This window comes from Acidovorax lacteus (assembly GCF_039540375.1).
GTDB classification, from domain to species: Bacteria; Pseudomonadota; Gammaproteobacteria; order Burkholderiales; family Burkholderiaceae_C; genus Acidovorax_G; species Acidovorax_G lacteus.
This window is the reverse complement of the sequence record NZ_BAABEX010000029.1, coordinates 394,531-411,625: the sequence shown is the minus strand read 5'-3', so window position 1 is coordinate 411,625 and position 17,095 is coordinate 394,531. Positions and strand designations below refer to the sequence as shown.

Genomic DNA, 17,095 nt, shown 5'->3' with positions numbered 1-17,095 from the left:
CCATGAGCAGCGGCTACGTCATCGCATCGGTCACCGTCACCAACCCCGAGCAGTACGAGGAATACAAGAAGTGGAGCACGCTGGCCATGCAAGCACATGGCGCCGAGGTGTGCATCCGCGGCGGCAAGGTGGAGGTGCTGGAAGGCGACTGGAACCCCGGCCGCACCGTGCTGCTGAAGTTCCCGAGCTTCGAGGCGGCCCGAGCCTTCTACGACACCCCCGAGTACCAGAAGGCCAAGGCCGCCCGCGAGGGTGCGGCCATCATGCGAATGGTCTGCGTCGAAGGTGTGTGACGCAGCCGCCGTCAATTTGCTATCGAATTTATAGCGGCTTATGCTCAGAAAACAAGCACGAGCGGCCGATTTCATTCCAAACTTCCAACAAAGGAAACCATGAGCGCCATCGTTGATATCGTCGGCCGCGAAGTGCTGGACAGCCGCGGCAACCCCACCGTCGAATGCGACGTCCTGCTGGAATCGGGCGTGATGGGCCGCGCCGCCGTGCCCAGCGGAGCCTCCACCGGCAGCCGCGAAGCCATTGAGCTGCGCGACGGCGACAAGGGCCGCTACCTGGGCAAGGGCGTGCTCAAGGCCGTGGAACACATCAACACTGAAATCTCGGAAGCCGTGCTGGGCCTCGATGCCTCGGAGCAGGCGTTTCTGGACAAGACCCTGATCGACCTCGACGGCACCGACAACAAGAGCCGCCTGGGCGCCAACGCCATGCTGGCCGTCTCCATGGCGGTGGCCCGCGCCGCCGCTGAAGAGTCGGGCCTGCCGCTGTACCGCTACCTGGGCGGCATGGGCGGCATGCAGCTGCCTGTGCCCATGATGAACGTGATCAACGGCGGCGCACACGCCAACAACAGCCTGGATCTGCAGGAGTTCATGATCATTCCCGTGGGCGCACCGAGCTTCCGCGAGGCCGTGCGCTGGGGGGCCGAGGTGTTCCACGCGCTCAAGAAGATCATCCACGACAAGGGCATGAGCACCGCCGTGGGCGACGAAGGCGGTTTTGCGCCCTCGGTCGAGAACCACGAAGCCGCCATCCAGCTCATCCTGCAGGCGATTGACGCCGCCGGCTACACCGCAGGCGAGCAGATCGCCCTGGGCCTGGACTGCGCGGCCAGCGAGTTCTACAAGGACGGCCAGTATGTGCTCGAAGGCGAAGGCGGACTGCGCCTGTCGGCCCAGCAGTGGACGGACATGCTCGCCACCTGGTGCGACAAGTACCCGATCATCTCCATCGAAGACGGCATGGCCGAAGGCGACTGGGACGGCTGGAAGGTCCTCACCGAACGCCTGGGCCAGAACGTGCAGCTCGTGGGCGACGACCTGTTCGTCACCAACACCAAGATCCTGAAGGAAGGCATCGACAAGCGCATTGGCAACTCGATCCTCATCAAGATCAACCAGATCGGCACGCTGACCGAAACCTTCGCCGCCATCGAGATGGCCAAGCGCGCGGGCTACACGGCCGTGATCTCGCACCGCTCGGGCGAAACCGAAGACAGCACCATCGCCGACATTGCCGTGGGCACCAACGCTGGCCAGATCAAGACCGGCTCGCTGTCGCGTTCGGACCGCATCGCCAAGTACAACCAGCTGCTGCGCATCGAGGAAGACCTGGGCGACATCGCCCACTACCCCGGCCGCGCTGCGTTCTACAACCTGCGCTGAGCCCCGTGCGGCCCCTGCTGCCCTCTCCGGCTGGCCGCACAGCGGCCAGCGGGCCGCTGTCGGGCCTTGAAGCGGGCCTGCAGCTGTGCAGGCCTGCCCTCCTCCCTAGTGCGGCGCTGCCGACGTTCTGAGAACCTGCGCGCATGGGCTCCCGAATCATCCCGCTGGTGCTGCTCGGTCTGCTGGTGGCCATCCACGCCCAGTTGTGGATGGGGCGCGGCAGCCTGCCCAAAGTGCAGGAGATGCAGCGCCAGATCGAAGCGCAGCAGGCCGCCAATGCGCGCGCGCGCCAGGCCAACGCCCAGCTCAGCTCCGAAGTGCAAGACCTGAAGGAAGGCCTCGACATGGTCGAGGAAAAGGCCCGCAGCGAACTGGGCATGGTCAAGCCCAATGAAATCTTTGTGCAGTACAGCCACCGCTGAGTCCCCACGGCCTGCGGCCAAGACCACAGGCCTATGAGGCGGCTTCTGCCTTCCCTCTCGGCAGACATGCCCCCCACCACGCTGCGGGTGCTGCTGCTCGCCGCCCCCAGCGACCCCCAGGCGCCGCAGTTGCGGGCGGCCCTGGCAAGCGATGCGCGCATTGCGCACGTGGCGCTGTGGTGCCCTGTGGCGCATGCCGGTGCGCAGGCGGCCCCCGCGCCACCAGACTGGACGGCGTCTCTGGACGGGTTCAGCCACCTGCTGCTGTGCCACCCTGCGCCCCCAAGCCCGGCGGAATCTGCACAGCCGCAAGGCAGCGCAGATACCGAGGTCTGGGCCCTGCGCCAGGCCCTGCAGCGCACGGCCCGCAGCTACCAGGTGCTGCACGGCCCCTTGCACGCGCAGATCGCGCGCGCCCGGGCCGCGCTGGGTTTGCCCGGCGGCGGCGACGCCTTGCAGGACCGCGTGCAGCGCCTGCGCCCCTGGGCCTGTGAAAAGTGCAGCGACCCGGCGTGCGAGCACCAGCTCTTTGCCGCGCTGAAGGCCGAACGCGAACGCCAGGGCGGCGGCTGATACCACCGCCAAGCGCGTGCCGCGCAGGCCGCGCTACTGCATGGCGCTGGAGCTGGGCGGCTGCGATCCGGCTTCGCGGAAGATTTGCGCCGCGTCCACCGCATCGAAGCGGTATTGCTGGCCGCAGAAGTCGCAGCCGACTTCGATGTGCCCCTGCTCGGCCAGGATGTCCTCGGCCTCGGCCGCACCCAGCCCGCGCAGCATGCTGCGCACACGCTCACGGCTGCAGGTGCAGGCAAAGCGTGGGCCCTGCGCCCCCTGCAGCGGCTCAAAGCGCAGCAGTTTTTCCTCCCAGAACAGGCGGCGCAGAATGGTATCGGCGTCGAGCGTGAGCAGCTCCTCGCGCGTCAGGCTGGCCGCCAGGTGGGCAATGCGGTTGTAGTCCTCGTTGCGGCCGATCTGGTCCTCGTCGGGCGTGGGCGTGCCACCGGCCAGATTGGCCTCGCCCGCCAGCGGCATGCGCTGGATCAGCAGGCCCGCGGCCACCTGGTCGTTGGCGGCCAGCACGAGCACGGTGTCCAGTTGCTCGGACTGCAGCATGTAGTGCTGCAGCACCTCGGCCACGTCTTCAAGCTTTTCGCCCGCATCGCCATGCAGCGGCACCACCCCCTGGTAGGGCTGCTGGCCCGGCAGGCGGTCTTTGGGGTCGAGCGTGATGGCACAGCGGCCACCGCCGCCCACGTTGAGCATGCCACTCAGGCGTGCTTGGTCCGGCACCGGGGCCAACACCGTGGCCGTGGCGCGCAGGCTCAGGTCGGACTGCACCTCCACCACGGCCAGCTTGACCGGCCCGTCGCCAAACACCTGCAGCACCAGCGCGCCGTTGAACTTGATGTTCGACTGCATGAGCACGCCGGCCGCGGCCATCTCGCCCAGCAGCGCACGCACCGGCGCGGGGTAGGCGCCCGTCTGCGTGTTGGCGGCGCGGCGCGCGAGGATGTCGGTCCAGGCGTCGGTCAGGCGCACCAGCATGCCGCGCACGGGCAGGCCGTCAAAAAGGAATTTGTGGAGTTCAGACACGCAAATAGATTCCTGTAGGGGCGCAGACCGGCTCAGCCGATCTTGCGCAGCCCGCGCCGAAAGCGCCGGGCGTTGTCGATGTAATGCTGCGCACTCATGCGCAGGCCGGCGATCTGCTCGGGCGTGAGCTGCCGCACCACTTTGGCCGGGCTGCCCAGGATCATGGAGCCGTCGGGGAACTCCTTGCCCTCGGTGACGAGTGCGCCCGCGCCCACCAGGCAGTTGCGGCCGATGCGCGCCCCGTTCAAGACCACGGCCCCGATGCCGATGAGCGACTCGTCGCCAATCGTGCAGCCGTGCAGCATGACCTGATGGCCCACCGTCACGCGCTCGCCCACCACCAGCGGCTGGCCAATGTCGGCGTGCAGCACGCTGGCGTCCTGGATGTTGCTGCCCGCGCCGATGGTGATGCATTCGGTGTCGCCACGCACCACGGTGCCGAACCAGACGCTCGCGTCCTCGCCCAGCACCACGTTGCCCATCACCTGGGCGCTGTCGGCCACCCAGGCCGATTCGGCCACGCGCGGGGCCACGCCGTCGAGTTCATACACTGCCATCTCCGCCTCCTCGTAGTGGGGTTGATCGACTCGCGCCCCGCGCACAGCCGGCACGCGGGGGCTTGCAGTCGAGGGCGGAGCGCCGCGGCCTGTGCTGCGGTGCCATGCACCGCAGGCTTCGAGGCCGCGCCGCCTAGAATTGTACGAATGGAGCTACGTCACCGTGCGCTGGAGGTCTTGCAACTCCAGGACCCTGAACAAAAAGCGGCTGCAGCCCTTGATTTGCAAGCACGAGCAGCTCATATTTCGATAGCACCAGACGCTGTCCTCACCGAGCCCGCCGGCCTGCCAGGCCACCCCGAGCGTCCGGCGCTGCGCCACCACACCGAGGTGGCGCGCCGCTCGCCGGCCACCCCACTGGGCCGGGCCGTGCTGCTGCACGCGATTGCGCACATCGAGTTCAACGCCATCAACCTCGCACTCGACGCCGTCTGGCGCTTTGGTGGCATGCCAGACGCCTTCTACCGCGACTGGCTGCGCGTGGCCGCCGAAGAAGCGCACCACTTCACGCTGCTGCGCAACCACCTGCGCAGCTTGGGGCACGACTACGGCGACTTCCCGGCCCACCAGGGGCTGTGGACCATGTGCGAGAAAACGCGCGACGACATCGTGGCGCGCATGGCGCTGGTGCCACGCACGCTGGAAGCCCGCGGGCTGGACGCCACGCCGCAGATCCAGCACAAGCTGCGCAGCGTGGGCACACCCGATGCGCTGGCGGCGGTGGAGATTCTCGACACCATCCTGCGCGACGAGGTGGGGCACGTGGCGATTGGCAATCACTGGTACCGCTGGCTCTGCAGCCAGCGCGGCGATGACGCGGAAGCGCTGTACGAAGTGCTGGCCCAGCGCTACGAGGCCCCGCGCCCGCGCCCGCCCTTCAACACCGAAGCCCGGCGGCGTGCAGGGTTCAGCGACACCGAACTGGCGTGGCTGGAGCAGGCGCCCTAAGGCCCAAGACCTGCCCACCTGCCCGCCGCACCCCGGCGCCGTGTGGCGAGACACCGCTCGTAACACACACGCCCCCCGCTCGGGTTTGATCGGTTTCCTACAATCAGCACCCCTGTTCCGATCAGCGCGCCATTGCGCCCAGCCCACGCCATGTCTCTTTCTGCCACCGGCGGCACGCCCGGTTCCGCCCCTGCGGGCGGCCAGACCTCGGTTTCCATGATCGCCCGCCAGGCCATCGTGAACGGCCAGCAACAGGTGGTGGGCTACGAGCTGTTCAACCGCTCGCGCAGCGGCACCGCCCACACGGCAGCCACCGACGTGATCCTGGTCTTCACGGCGCTCTCGCATGCGGGCACCGAAGACCTGGTGGGCAAAAAGCTGATCTTCGTGAACTGCACCCACGAAAGCCTGACCGGCGGCCACCTGGAGCTGGTGGACCCGGACAAGGTGGTGCTCGAAATCCCGCCGCTCGGCCATGTGGCGGCCGAAGAGGTGTCCGCACGCCTGCCCATCCTGCAGGGGCTGCGCATGCGCGGCTTTCATCTGGCGTTCAACCACACGGTGCTGGAATCGGCCTACGCGCCGTGGCTGCCGCTGGCCGACTACATCAAGCTCGACCTGTCGGTGCTCGCACCCGACCAGCTCGCCGTGCTCATTCGCTATGCCGGCCGGCAGTCCAAGGCCGAGCTGATCGCCGAGAAGGTCGAGACCGCGCAGCAGTACGACATGGTGTCCAGCCACGGCGTGCAGCTTTATCAGGGCTACTGGTTTGCACGCCCCGCGCTGGTCGAAACCAAGCTGCTGTCGCCGTCGCAGGCCAGCATCGTCGATCTGATCAACAAGGTGCGCCAGCAGGCCAGCACCGACGAGATCGAGGAAGTGCTCAAAAAAGACGCCGGGTTGGCCTTCAACCTGATGCGGCTCATCAACTCGGCGGGCTTCGGCCTGCAGCGCGAGATCACGTCCTTCCGCCAGGCGGTGATGCTCATGGGCCTGAAAAAGCTGTTCCGGTGGGCGGCGCTGCTGCTCACAGCCTCGCGCACAGGGGGGGCTCCCTCGTCGGTGGGACAGACGGCCGTGGTGCGCGGCCGCCTGATGGAACTCCTGGCGCTGGAGACCCTGCCACCCCAGGAGGCCGACCAGGCTTTCGTCGTGGGCATCTTCTCGCTGCTGGACGTGATGCTCTCCATGCCCATGGTGTCGGCCCTGGGGCTGATTTCGCTGCCCGAGCCGGTGGTGGCCGCGCTGTTGCGCCGCGAGGGCTTTCTGGGCGACCTGCTCACACTGGCCGAGGCCTGCGAATCGAGCAACGACGCCATGTTCGACCGCGCCGCTGGCACGCTGCACCTGTCGAGCCAGCAGATCAACATGGCGCACCTGCAGGCGCTGGCCTGGGCCGACAACTTCACCGTCTGAGTGGCATGGCGGGCGGCAGGCCCGGAAGGCCGGCCTGCGGCGCTGTGAGGTCTAGAATCTGCTGAAGAGTCCGACCTTATCTACAGCGCACCATGTCCAGCCAGCCCGATACCGCCCCCATGCCTTTGGACGCCGCCAGCCAGACGCCACCGCCAGACCTCATCGACCACATGGCCGTGATCGCCCGCCAGGCGATCGTGGACGAAAAGCGTGCGGTCTACGGCTACGAGCTGTTCGACCGCTCCACCGCATCGGACGCCCACACCGCCGCCAGCGATGCCGCCCTGCTCTTCAACGCGCTGTCGTACGCGGGCACCGAAGCCCTGGTGGGCAAGAAGACGGTGTTCATCAACTGCACGCACGACAGCCTGGCCGGCGGCCACCTGGAGCTGATCCACCCCGAAAAAGTGGTGCTGGAGGTGCCCACGCTGCTCGACACCGCCACGCAGGAAGAAATCGATTCGCGTCTGCCGATTTTGCAAGGCCTGCGGGCCAAAGGCTTTCGCCTGGCACTGAACCAGCAGGCGCTTCGCAAGCCCTATGCGCAGTGGCTGCCGCTGGCCAGCTTCATCAAGCTCGACATGATGGCCTTCAAGCCCGAGCTGGCCGGCCCGCTGGTGAAGTTCGCCACCGGCAACAGCCAAGCCACGCTGGTGGCTGAAAAGGTGGAGACGCAGGAGCAGTTCGACCTGATGCTGGGCCTGGGCGTCAAGCTGTTCCAGGGCTTCTGGTTTGCCAAGCCGGCCCTCGTCAAGGCCACGACCATCCGGCCCTCGCAGGCCACGATCATCCAGCTCATCAACCTGGTGCGCAAACAGGCCTCGACGGCCGAAATCGAAGAGCTGCTCAAGAAGGACCCGACGCTGTCCTTCAATCTGCTGCGCTTCATCAACTCGTCGGGGTTCGGCCTGTCGTGCGAGGTCACATCCTTCCGGCATGCGGTGATGATCCTGGGCCTCAAAAAGCTGTTCCGTTGGGCGGCGCTGCTCATGACCACTTCGCGCGCGGGCGGTGCGCCACCCGCCGTGGGCACCACAGCGGTGGTGCGCGGCCGCCTGATGGAGCTGCTGGCCGCCGAACTGATGTCCCCGGAAGACTGCGACAACGCCTTCGTGGTGGGTGTGTTCTCGCTGCTCGACACCATGCTGGGCCTGCCGCTGGACAAGGCGCTGGAATCGGTGGCGCTGCCGCAGGCCGTGACAGACGCGCTGCTGCACAACACCGGCGTGTTCGCGCCTTTCCTGGAGCTCACCAAGGCCTGCGAGAGCGGCGACGACGAGGTGTTTGCACGCACCGCCGAGGCCCTGCATCTGTCGAACCGCCAGGTCAACTGGGCCCATCTGCAGGCCCTGGCATGGGCCGAGTCGCTGGGCGCAGACTGAGCCCTGGCCACGCGCCCAAGCCCACAACATCGGCCCCTTCGCGGGCCGATTTTTTTGGCTGGCCTGCCTCCAGGGGGCATCGTCCCACGCCCGGCCTTATCTCCCCACCGCTTGCCAAGCATCCATGGGTGCCGGACCATAGCAGGGGCGCATCTGCCTGATTAGTTTTAATCAATGGATCATTGGTTTTCATTTGCGTAATCTACAGGCCTTGTCAGACCCGGACCACACACCACCAAGGAGAAAGACCATGAGCCAAGCCCCCCAGTGCCCATTCGCCGCCGCCCACGGCGCCAAAGCCGCCCAAGGCACGCAGTCCAACCGCGACTGGTGGCCGAACCAGTTGAACCTGGGCATCCTGCACCAGCATGCACCGGCGTCCAACCCCATGGACGAAGGCTTTGATTACGCCCAGGCCTTCCAGCAGCTCGACTACAACGCCCTCAAAGCCGACCTCCGCGCACTCATGACCTCGTCGCAAGACTGGTGGCCTGCAGACTGGGGCCACTACGGCGGCCTGTTCATCCGCATGGCCTGGCACAGTGCGGGCACCTACCGCACGGCCGATGGCCGCGGAGGCGGTGGCACGGGCAACCAGCGCTTCGCACCGCTCAACAGCTGGCCCGACAACGGCAACCTCGACAAGGCGCGTCGCCTGCTCTGGCCCATCAAGCAGAAGTACGGCAACCAGATCTCGTGGGCCGATCTGATGATCCTCGCGGGCAACGTGGCGCTCGAATCCATGGGCTTCAAGACCTTCGGCTTTGCCGGTGGCCGCGAAGACATCTGGCAGCCCGAGGAAGACATCTACTGGGGCACTGAAAAAACCTGGCTGGGCGATGAGCGATACGCTGCGCAGGGCCCGGGCCGCGATGCCACCACGCTGCAGAACCCTCTGGCCGCGGTGCAGATGGGCCTGATCTACGTGAACCCCGAAGGCCCGGGCGGCAACCCCGACCCGGTGGCCTCGGGCCGCGATGTGCGCGAGACCTTTGCGCGCATGGCCATGGACGACGAGGAAACCGTGGCCCTGGTGGCCGGCGGTCACACCTTTGGCAAGGCGCACGGCGCGGGCGACCCCACGCTGGTCGGCCCCGAGCCCGAAGGCGCGCCGCTGGAAGCCCAGGGCCTGGGCTGGATCAACCAATTCGGCACCGGCAAGGGCGTGCACACCACCACCAGCGGCATCGAAGGCGCATGGAAGCCGAACCCGACGAAGTGGGACAACGGCTACTTCGACATGCTGTTCGGCTACGAATGGGAACTGACCAAGAGCCCGGCCGGCGCGCACCAGTGGGTGGCCCAGAACGTCAAGCCCGAGCACATGATCCCCGACGCGCACGACCCCAGCAAGAAGCACCCGCCGATGATGACCACGGCCGACCTGTCGCTGCGCTTTGACCCGGCGTACGAGAAGATTGCGCGCCGCTTCTGGCAAGACCCGCGGGCCTTTGCCGACGCGTTTGCGCGCGCATGGTTCAAGCTCACGCACCGCGACATGGGCCCCAAGGCGCGCTACCTGGGCCCCGAGGTGCCCGCCGAAGACCTGATCTGGCAAGACCCGGTGCCGCCCGTCACCCATGCGCTGGTGGGCGATGCCGAAGTGGCCGACCTCAAGGCGCGGGTGCGCGCCGCCGGCCTCACCGTGTCGCAGCTCGTGTCCACGGCCTGGGCCTCGGCGTCCACCTTCCGCGGATCGGACAAGCGCGGCGGCGCCAATGGCGCACGCATTCGCCTGGCGCCCCAAAAAGACTGGGCCGTGAACCAGCCCGCCGAGCTGGCGAAGGTGCTGGCGGTGCTTGAAGGCATCCAGCACGCTTTCAACACCGGCCGCAGCGACGGCAAGCAGGTGTCGCTGGCCGACCTGATCGTGCTGGCCGGCGGCGTGGGCGTCGAGATGGCCGCCGAGGCCGCAGGCCAGCCGGTGAGCGTGCCCTTCACCCCGGGCCGCACCGATGCCACGCAGGAGCAGACCGACGTGGCCTCGTTCGCGGTGCTCGAACCCCAGGCCGACGGCTTCCGCAACTACCAACCGCAGGCGCTGAGCGTACCTGCCGAAGGGCTGCTGCTCGACAAGGCGCAGTTGCTGACGCTGAGCGCGCCCGAGATGACGGTGCTGGTCGGTGGCCTGCGTGTGCTGGGCGCCAACACCGGGGGCACCTCCCACGGCGTGTTCACCGACCGCCCGCAGGTGCTGAGCCAGGACTTCTTCGTGAACCTGCTGGACATGCGCACGGCCTGGACCCCCTCGCCCGACGCCCAGGGTGTGTACCTGGGCCGCGACCGGGCCACGGGTACGGTGCGCTGGACGGGCACCCGCGTGGACTTGGTGTTCGGCTCCAACTCGCAACTGCGCGCACTGGCCGAGGTGTACGCCCAGCACGACGCCAAGACCAAGTTCGTGCGCGACTTCGTGGCGGCCTGGGTGAAGGTGATGGAGCTGGACCGCTTCGACCTGCACCGCTGAAAGCTGAACGCAAACTGACGCCCGAAGGCCTGCCCTGCGGCAGCGCAGAACGTTCGCTGCGACCACCCGGGTGTGCCGCACTGCGCGATGGCTTGACCACAGGCCTGCGGTCCACAAGGGAGTCTGTTTGCTATAAAAAAAGAGCTGCTCGTGCTGATCGAACAAGCACGAGCAGCTCTTTTTGCATGCACGCTGCGCAGGCAAACTCATCGCAGCTTGCAGGGCGGAGGGCGCTGCCAGGTGCGGCGGCGACACGCAATCCGCCCCGGTCGGCCCCCAGGGTGTGACGGGCACTGGCTCAACCGCGCAACGCGCAGGGACATTGACCACCGCTGCCTAGAATGGCCGCTCTTCACGAAGGGGGCTCCCGACGGTGCTGCTGCTGATCATTCTGTTGCCATTGCTGGCCGGGACGGCGTTGACCGGCTGGTCGGGCTCGGTATCCGGGCCCGCCTGCCGCGTTCGCACCGCATGGCTGGCCGCTGCCGTCACCGCCGCGAGCCTGGGGCTGCTGCTCTGGCTTGCCCCGGGGGTCATGGCCGGAGACCCCGTGGCCCAGTTCATCCCCTGGGTGCCAGAAATCGGCCTGAACGTGGGCTTGCGCCTGGACGGGCTGGCGCTGATGTTTGCGCTGCTGATCACGGGCATGGGGCTGCTTGTGATCCTGTACGCCCACCACTACCTGGGCACTGACGACCCCGTTGGCAAGTTCTTCAGCACCCTGATGCTGTTCATGGCCGCGATGCTCGGCATCGTGCTGTCGGACAACGTGCTGCTGCTCGTCGTGTTCTGGGAGCTGACCAGCATCGCCTCGTTTTTGCTGGTGGGCTACTGGAAGCACCGCGCCGACGCCCGTGCAGGCGCCCGCATGGCGCTGGCCGTGACCGGCGGCGGCGGGCTGGCCATGCTCGGGGGTGTGGTACTGCTGGGGCAGATTGCGGGCACCTACGAGATCAGCCAGCTGGCCGCGCAGGCAGCGCAGATCCAGGCCGACCCGCGCTATCCGGCGGCGCTGGTGCTGATCCTGCTGGGCTGCTTCACCAAGAGCGCACAGTTTCCCTTCCACTTCTGGTTGCCGCAGGCCATGGCGGCCCCCACTCCCGTGTCGGCGTACCTGCACTCGGCCACCATGGTCAAGGCGGGCATCTTTCTGCTCGCGCGGCTGACCCCGGTACTGGGTGGCACCGAATGGTTTACCGCCCTGGTGGCCGGGGCCGGACTGGTCACGGTGCTGATGGGCGCGGCTTTTGCCGTGTTCAAGCACGACCTCAAGGGCCTGCTGGCGTACTCGACGATCAGCCACCTCGGGCTGATCACCTTCCTCATCGGGCTGGGCTCTCCGCTGGCGGCCGTGGCGGCGGTGTTCCACATCCTGAACCACGCCAGCTTCAAGGCCGCCCTGTTCATGACCGCGGGCATTGTGGACCACGAAACCGGCACGCGCGACATGCGCCAGCTGGGGGGGCTGTTCCGTCTCATGCCCTGGACCGCCACCCTGGCCATGGTGGCCGCGGCGGCCATGGCGGGCGTGCCGCTGTTCAACGGCTTCGTGTCCAAGGAAATGTTCCTGACCGAAGCCGTGGCCTTCGCGGCGCCCGGTGGCTGGCGCTGGTGGATTCCGGCCCTGACCACGGTGGCCGCCCTGTGCAGCGTGGCGTATTCGCTGCGCTTTGTGCACGACGTGTTCTTCAACGGCCCGCCGCGCGATCTGCCCCAGCCGCATCCGCACGAGCCCCCGCTGGGCATGAAAGCGCCGGTCGCCTTGCTGGCCGCCGTCTGCGTGGCGGTGGGCCTGGCCCCGGCGCTGCTGGCAGGCCCGCTGGTGCATGCAGCGGCCACGGCGCTGCGCGGCGAAGCCCTGCCCGACTACCACCTGGCGCTGTGGCACGGCTTCAACCTGCCGCTCTTGCTGAGCGTGCTGGCGCTGGGCTTGGGCGCGGCGCTGTACCTGGGCCTCATGCGCGGCCGGCGACTGCATGGTTTGGTGTCTGAAGGCTGGTTTGGGCCCTTCACCGGGCTGCACCTGTTCGACCGGCTGATGGCCGCCTTGTGGGGGTTTGCGGGCCGTTGCACCCAGCGGCTCGAAAACGGATCGCTGCAGCGCTATGTGGCCTGGATACTGGTGGCCGCGTTGGTGGCGGCCGCCGCACCGCTGGTGGTGCAGGGCCTGCCGGGCCAGGGCTCGCGCTCCCTGCTGCCGGTCACGCTGCCGGCCGTGGTGCTCTGGGCCCTGCTGCTGCTGGCCTGCGGCTGGCTGGTGCTGCGCCACCACGACCGCTTCCAGTCCGTGATCGTCACGGGCGCGGTGGGGCTGGTGACGGCGCTGTGCTTTCTGGGCCTGTCGGCGCCCGACCTGGCGCTCACGCAGCTGACGGTCGAGGTCGTCTCCACCGTGCTGCTGCTCATGGGGCTGGCGCTGCTGCCCCGGCAGACACCGCGTGAATCGACGCGCGCCCGCAAGCTGCGCGATGCCAGCATTGCCGTGGCGGGCGGCGCGGGCATGGCGTGGCTGGCCTGGGTCATGCTCACGCGCGACCACGACTCGATCGCCTGGTACTTCCTGAACCAGTCGGTGCCCGCAGGCGGCGGCACCAACGTGGTCAACGTGATCCTGGTGGACTTCCGCGGCTACGACACGTTTGGGGAAATCACGGTGCTCGGCATTGCGGCCATCGGTGTGTTGGCCCTGATGGACGGCATGCGCACCCGCAAGCCAGGTGCCGATGCGGCGGGCCGCACCTGGACCTTTGCGGCGCAACCCCTGATGCTGCGCGTGGCGGCACGGGTGGTGCTACCGCTGGCCCTGGTGACCACGGTGTATATCTTCATGCGCGGCCACAACCTGCCCGGCGGGGGCTTTATTGCCGGACTGGTGACAGCCGTGGCCCTGGTGCTGCAGTACATGGCCCTGGGCCAGAGCCGCACTGAGGCCCTGTTGCGCGCACAGGGCGGGCGGCGTTTTGTGCGCTGGATTGCAGTGGGCCTGGGCATTGCCGCGGCCACGGGTGCAGGGGCTTTTGTGCTGGGCCAGCCTTTCTTGACCAGTGCGCACGGCTACCCGCACGTGCCGGGCCTGGGACCTCTGCCTCTGGCCACAGCGGCGCTGTTCGACCTGGGCGTGTACATCACCGTGGTGGGCTCCACGCTGCTCACGCTGTCGGCGCTGGGCTCGGTCACGCGAGGCCCCGGCACCGAGCCCCCTGCCGCAAGCGAAGGAGTCCGCCCATGAGCCTTGAATTTCTGGTGGCCAGCGGCATCGGCTGCGTGACCGCGACCGGCCTGTACCTGATTCTGCGCGGCCGCACCTGGCCCGTGGTGATCGGGCTGAGCCTGCTGGGCTACGCCGTCAATGTGTTCATCTTCGCCATGGGGCGGCTCTGGATGGACGCCGCCCCCATCCTCACACCCGACGGCCGCGTGGCCGACCCGCTGCCGCAGGCGCTGGTGCTCACGGCCATCGTGATCGGTTTTGCCACCACCGGATTCGTGGTGGAGCTGGCCTTGCGCTCACGCCACGAAACCGGCACCGACCATGTGGACGGGGCCGAGCCTCCGTCCGGCAACGCTGAAAGGCCCAAGCCGTGAACGGCGTGGTGGCGCACTTCTTTGCGCAGCACCTGCCGGTGCTGCCCGTATTGCTGCCGCTGGCCACCGCCGCGCTGCTGCTGTGGCTGGGCGATGGCGGCGGTGAGGCCCACCACGGCAGCCACCTGCTGCACCGCCGCCGCCGCGTGAGCCTGGCTGCGGCCGTTCTGGGCGCTGTGCTCGCCTGGCGCCTGTTCACCGAGGCGGCCAACGGCGGCCTGCAGGTGTACCCGCTGGGCGCATGGCCCGCGCCGTTTGGCATCGTGCTGGTGGTCGACCGCCTGAGCGCGCTGATGCTGGCGCTGACCTGGACCATTGCCGTGCCGGTTCTCTGGTACGCCACAGGCGGCTGGGACGCGCACGGCCGTCATTTCCATGCGCTGTTCCACTTCCAGCTCATGGGCCTGTCGGGGGCCTTCGTCACCGGCGACCTGTTCAACCTGTTCGTGTTCTTCGAGGTGCTGCTCATCTCCTCGTACGCGCTGATGCTCCACGGCCAGGGCCGCGATCGGGTGCGTGCGGGGCTGCACTACGTGGTGCTCAACCTCGTGGCATCGGCCCTGTTCCTGATCGGGCTGGCGCTGGTGTACGCCGTCACGGGCACGCTGAACATGGCCGATCTGGCGCTGCGCATCGCGCAGCTGGGCCCTGAAGACGCGGCGCTGCTCAAGGTCGGAGCGCTGTTGCTGCTGGTGGTGTTTGGGCTCAAGGCAGCCATCGTGCCGCTGTACCTGTGGCTGCCCGGCACCTACGCGGCTGCCACGGCCCCGGTGGCGGCGCTGTTCGCCATCATGACCAAGGTGGGCGTGTACAGCATCATCCGGGTGCACGCCGTGATGCTGGGCGACGGCGCGGGCCATGCCGCCCTGGCGGCTGCGGCCTGGCTGCTGCCCCTGGCCCTGGTCACTGCCGTGCTGGGCACGCTGGGGGCCCTGGCGGCTCACAGCATGGCGCGCATGGTGTCCTACCTCACGGTCGGCTCGGTGGGCACCATCCTCGCGGGCGTGGGGCTGTTCACCCCGGCAGGGCTGTCGGCCGCTGTGTACTACATGGTGCACAGCACGCTGGTGGTGGCGGGCCTCTTCCTGCTGGTGGAACTGGTCGCATCGCAGCGCGGCCCGGCGGGCGATCTGCTGCAGCCGGCCACCCCGGTGGCCCAGCCAGTGCTGCTGGGGCTCATGATGCTGCTGGGCGCGGCTTCGGCGGCCGGTTTGCCGCCGCTACCGGGCTTTCTGGGCAAGGTCATGGTGCTTGAAAGCGCCGCCGCCAGCCCGGCGCACACCTGGGTGTGGGCGGTGGTGCTAGGCGCAGGCTTTCTCACCCTGGTCGGGCTGGCGCGGGCGGGCAGCATTCTGTTCTGGGCCGCCCTGCCGGCCGACCCCAAGGCCGTGCAGGCCGGGCACAGTCTGCGCCTGACCACGGCCACGCTGGGGCTGATGTCGCTCACGGTGCTGCTGGCCGTGGCAGCGTCGCCCATGAAGCGATACACCGACGCCATGGCCCTGCAACTGACCGACACCGGTGCCTATGCCGAGCAGGTGCTGCACACGGTGGGTGGACGCGATGCCCGCAGCACGCGCCCCTACCGCGCGGGCGACGGCGAAGTGCGGCTGACGCCGCCCCCCGGAGAACGCCCATGAAGCGCCGCCCTCTGCTCGCCCATCCGTGGTGGTCTGCCCTGCTGGGCATCGGCTGGCTGCTGCTGCAGCGGTCGATCGAACCCGTGCACCTGCTGTCGGCCGTGCTGCTGGGCCTGGCCGTGCCCTGGCTGCTGCACGGCTTTCTGCCCACGGGCCGCCCGGTGCGCTGGGCTCCCGTGCCGCGGCTGGTGGCGGTGGTGCTTAGGGACATCGTGGTGTCCAACATTGCCGTGGCCCGCCTAGTGCTGGGCCCGGCCAGCCGCCCCCGGCCGGGCTGGGTGGTGGTGCCCCTCACGCTGCAGGACCCCACGGCCATTGCGCTGCTGGCCAGCATCATCACCACCACGCCGGGCACGGTGTCGTGCACGGTGGACGAAGCGCAGCACCGCATCCTGGTGCACGCGCTCGACTGCGCAGACCCCGTGCAGATGGCACACGACATCCAGCAACGCTACGAAGCCCCGCTGCGTGCGATTTTTGAAGGCCACGGCGCGCACGCGCCGTCGCCAGGAGCAAGGCCATGATGACCACCGTGCTGCCCTGGGCACTGGACTTTGCCACCGCGTGCGTGGCGCTCTCGCTGGCGCTGTGCACCTGGCGCCTGTGGCGCGGTCCGCAGCCCATCGACCGGGTGCTGGCCATCGACACGCTGTACCTCAACGCCGTGGCCCTGACGGTGTTGCTGGGCATCCGCTGGCACACGGCCCTGCTGTACGAGGCCGCGCTGATCGTGGCCATGCTGGGGTTTGTGTCCACCGTGGCGCTGTCGCGCTACCTGACCCGTGGGGACGTGGTCGAATGACGCCGCGAACCCTCTGCTTTCCGGGAGCCTTGCCATGAGCGCCGCCGCCCCCCTGCTTCAGACCGTGGCCGAGTGGGCCGCTGCAGCCTTGCTGCTGGTGGCCGGGTTCTTCAGCCTCGTGGGGGCCATCGGGCTGGTGCGCCTGCCGGACTTCTTCATGCGCCTGCACGCGCCCACCAAGGCTTCGACGCTGGGCGTGGGGGGCGTGCTGATCGCCAGCATGGTGCTGGCCGCGGCGCGGGGCGAGATCGGCTTTGCCGAGCTGCTGATCACGCTCTTCGTGTTTGTCACCGCCCCGGTGTCGGCCAACCTCATGGCCCAGGCGGCCCTGCACCTGGGCGTGGACAGCCGTGCGCCCATTCCGCACGACGCGGTACCCGAGCGCACGGCCGCACCGGCTGCCCACCCGACCGATACGGTGTGAACCCGGGGGCCTGCGCGGGCCACCCGCGGGACACTGGCCGTGCCTGGCCGGGCACCTCCCGAGGCCTTAGGTTGCTATTGTTTCGATAGCTTCTCGTGCTAGTCTGTGCTGGATCGGGGGCCAGTCAGCCACCAAGTCCGCGGGGTGCTGACGACGGGCCTGCTCCCGCTCGACAGACGC

Annotated in this window: 16 protein-coding genes; 14 read left to right on the top strand and 2 right to left on the bottom strand. The window is 68.3% G+C overall.

What is annotated here, in order from left to right; translation table 11 throughout:
- Positions 1–2 precede the first annotated feature (2 nt).
- The 4 genes from ABD866_RS14715 to ABD866_RS14700 all read left to right on the top strand — a co-directional run bounded on the left by ABD866_RS14715 (position 3) and on the right by ABD866_RS14700 (position 2,674).
- The gene (locus tag ABD866_RS14715; RefSeq protein ID WP_056640013.1) at positions 3–293 is read left to right on the top strand and encodes a DUF1330 domain-containing protein; all 291 of its coding nucleotides are present in this window, start codon (positions 3–5) and stop codon (positions 291–293) included.
- Between the two features lie 99 nt (positions 294–392).
- Positions 393–1,679, top strand: coding sequence for a phosphopyruvate hydratase (gene eno / locus ABD866_RS14710; RefSeq protein WP_345066735.1), 1,287 nt, complete (start codon positions 393–395; stop codon positions 1,677–1,679).
- A 143-nt stretch (positions 1,680–1,822) separates the two neighbouring features.
- On the top strand, positions 1,823–2,101 hold the full coding sequence (locus ABD866_RS14705; RefSeq protein WP_345066732.1) for a septum formation initiator family protein: 279 nt from the start codon (positions 1,823–1,825) through the stop codon (positions 2,099–2,101).
- Between the two features lie 66 nt (positions 2,102–2,167).
- On the top strand, positions 2,168–2,674 hold the full coding sequence (locus tag ABD866_RS14700) for a hypothetical protein (RefSeq protein ID WP_345066730.1): 507 nt from the start codon (positions 2,168–2,170) through the stop codon (positions 2,672–2,674).
- A gap of 33 nt (positions 2,675–2,707) precedes the next feature.
- Here the strand turns inward: ABD866_RS14700 and hslO are convergent, their stop codons facing one another.
- A complete protein-coding gene (hslO, locus tag ABD866_RS14695; protein WP_345066727.1) occupies positions 2,708–3,694 on the bottom strand; it encodes an Hsp33 family molecular chaperone HslO in 987 nt (328 codons plus the stop codon).
- Positions 3,695–3,726: 32 nt separating this feature from the next.
- Complete coding sequence (locus ABD866_RS14690) at positions 3,727–4,251, bottom strand: gamma carbonic anhydrase family protein (protein WP_345066725.1); 525 nt, start codon at positions 4,249–4,251, stop codon at positions 3,727–3,729.
- Between the two features lie 147 nt (positions 4,252–4,398).
- Here ABD866_RS14690 and ABD866_RS14685 point away from each other — a divergent pair, with 147 nt between their 5' ends.
- From ABD866_RS14685 to ABD866_RS14640, 10 genes are all read left to right on the top strand, one after another.
- Positions 4,399–5,199, top strand: coding sequence for a ferritin-like domain-containing protein (locus ABD866_RS14685; protein WP_345066722.1), 801 nt, complete (start codon positions 4,399–4,401; stop codon positions 5,197–5,199).
- Positions 5,200–5,349: 150 nt separating this feature from the next.
- Positions 5,350–6,615 (top strand): EAL and HDOD domain-containing protein, encoded by a 1,266-nt coding sequence (locus ABD866_RS14680; protein WP_345066719.1) that lies wholly within the window; start codon positions 5,350–5,352, stop codon positions 6,613–6,615.
- A gap of 92 nt (positions 6,616–6,707) precedes the next feature.
- Positions 6,708–7,997: an EAL and HDOD domain-containing protein gene (locus tag ABD866_RS14675; protein WP_425549597.1), complete on the top strand. Its 1,290-nt coding sequence runs from the start codon at positions 6,708–6,710 to the stop codon at positions 7,995–7,997.
- A gap of 250 nt (positions 7,998–8,247) precedes the next feature.
- A complete protein-coding gene (gene katG / locus ABD866_RS14670) occupies positions 8,248–10,464 on the top strand; it encodes a catalase/peroxidase HPI (RefSeq protein WP_345066715.1) in 2,217 nt (738 codons plus the stop codon).
- A gap of 373 nt (positions 10,465–10,837) precedes the next feature.
- Positions 10,838–13,693 (top strand): monovalent cation/H+ antiporter subunit A, encoded by a 2,856-nt coding sequence (locus ABD866_RS14665; RefSeq protein WP_345066712.1) that lies wholly within the window; start codon positions 10,838–10,840, stop codon positions 13,691–13,693.
- On the top strand, positions 13,690–14,049 hold the full coding sequence (locus tag ABD866_RS14660; protein ID WP_345066709.1) for a Na+/H+ antiporter subunit C: 360 nt from the start codon (positions 13,690–13,692) through the stop codon (positions 14,047–14,049). Before ABD866_RS14665 ends, ABD866_RS14660 begins: the two co-directional genes overlap by 4 nt.
- Positions 14,046–15,689: a monovalent cation/H+ antiporter subunit D gene (locus tag ABD866_RS14655; protein ID WP_345066707.1), complete on the top strand. Its 1,644-nt coding sequence runs from the start codon at positions 14,046–14,048 to the stop codon at positions 15,687–15,689. The genes ABD866_RS14660 and ABD866_RS14655 overlap by 4 nt, the downstream gene beginning before the upstream one ends.
- Complete coding sequence (locus ABD866_RS14650; RefSeq protein ID WP_345066705.1) at positions 15,686–16,213, top strand: Na+/H+ antiporter subunit E; 528 nt, start codon at positions 15,686–15,688, stop codon at positions 16,211–16,213. Before ABD866_RS14655 ends, ABD866_RS14650 begins: the two co-directional genes overlap by 4 nt.
- The gene (locus tag ABD866_RS14645) at positions 16,210–16,491 is read left to right on the top strand and encodes a K+/H+ antiporter subunit F (RefSeq protein WP_345066703.1); all 282 of its coding nucleotides are present in this window, start codon (positions 16,210–16,212) and stop codon (positions 16,489–16,491) included. Before ABD866_RS14650 ends, ABD866_RS14645 begins: the two co-directional genes overlap by 4 nt.
- A 34-nt stretch (positions 16,492–16,525) precedes the next feature.
- A complete protein-coding gene (locus ABD866_RS14640) occupies positions 16,526–16,915 on the top strand; it encodes a Na+/H+ antiporter subunit G (RefSeq protein WP_345066701.1) in 390 nt (129 codons plus the stop codon).
- Positions 16,916–17,095 lie beyond the last annotated feature (180 nt).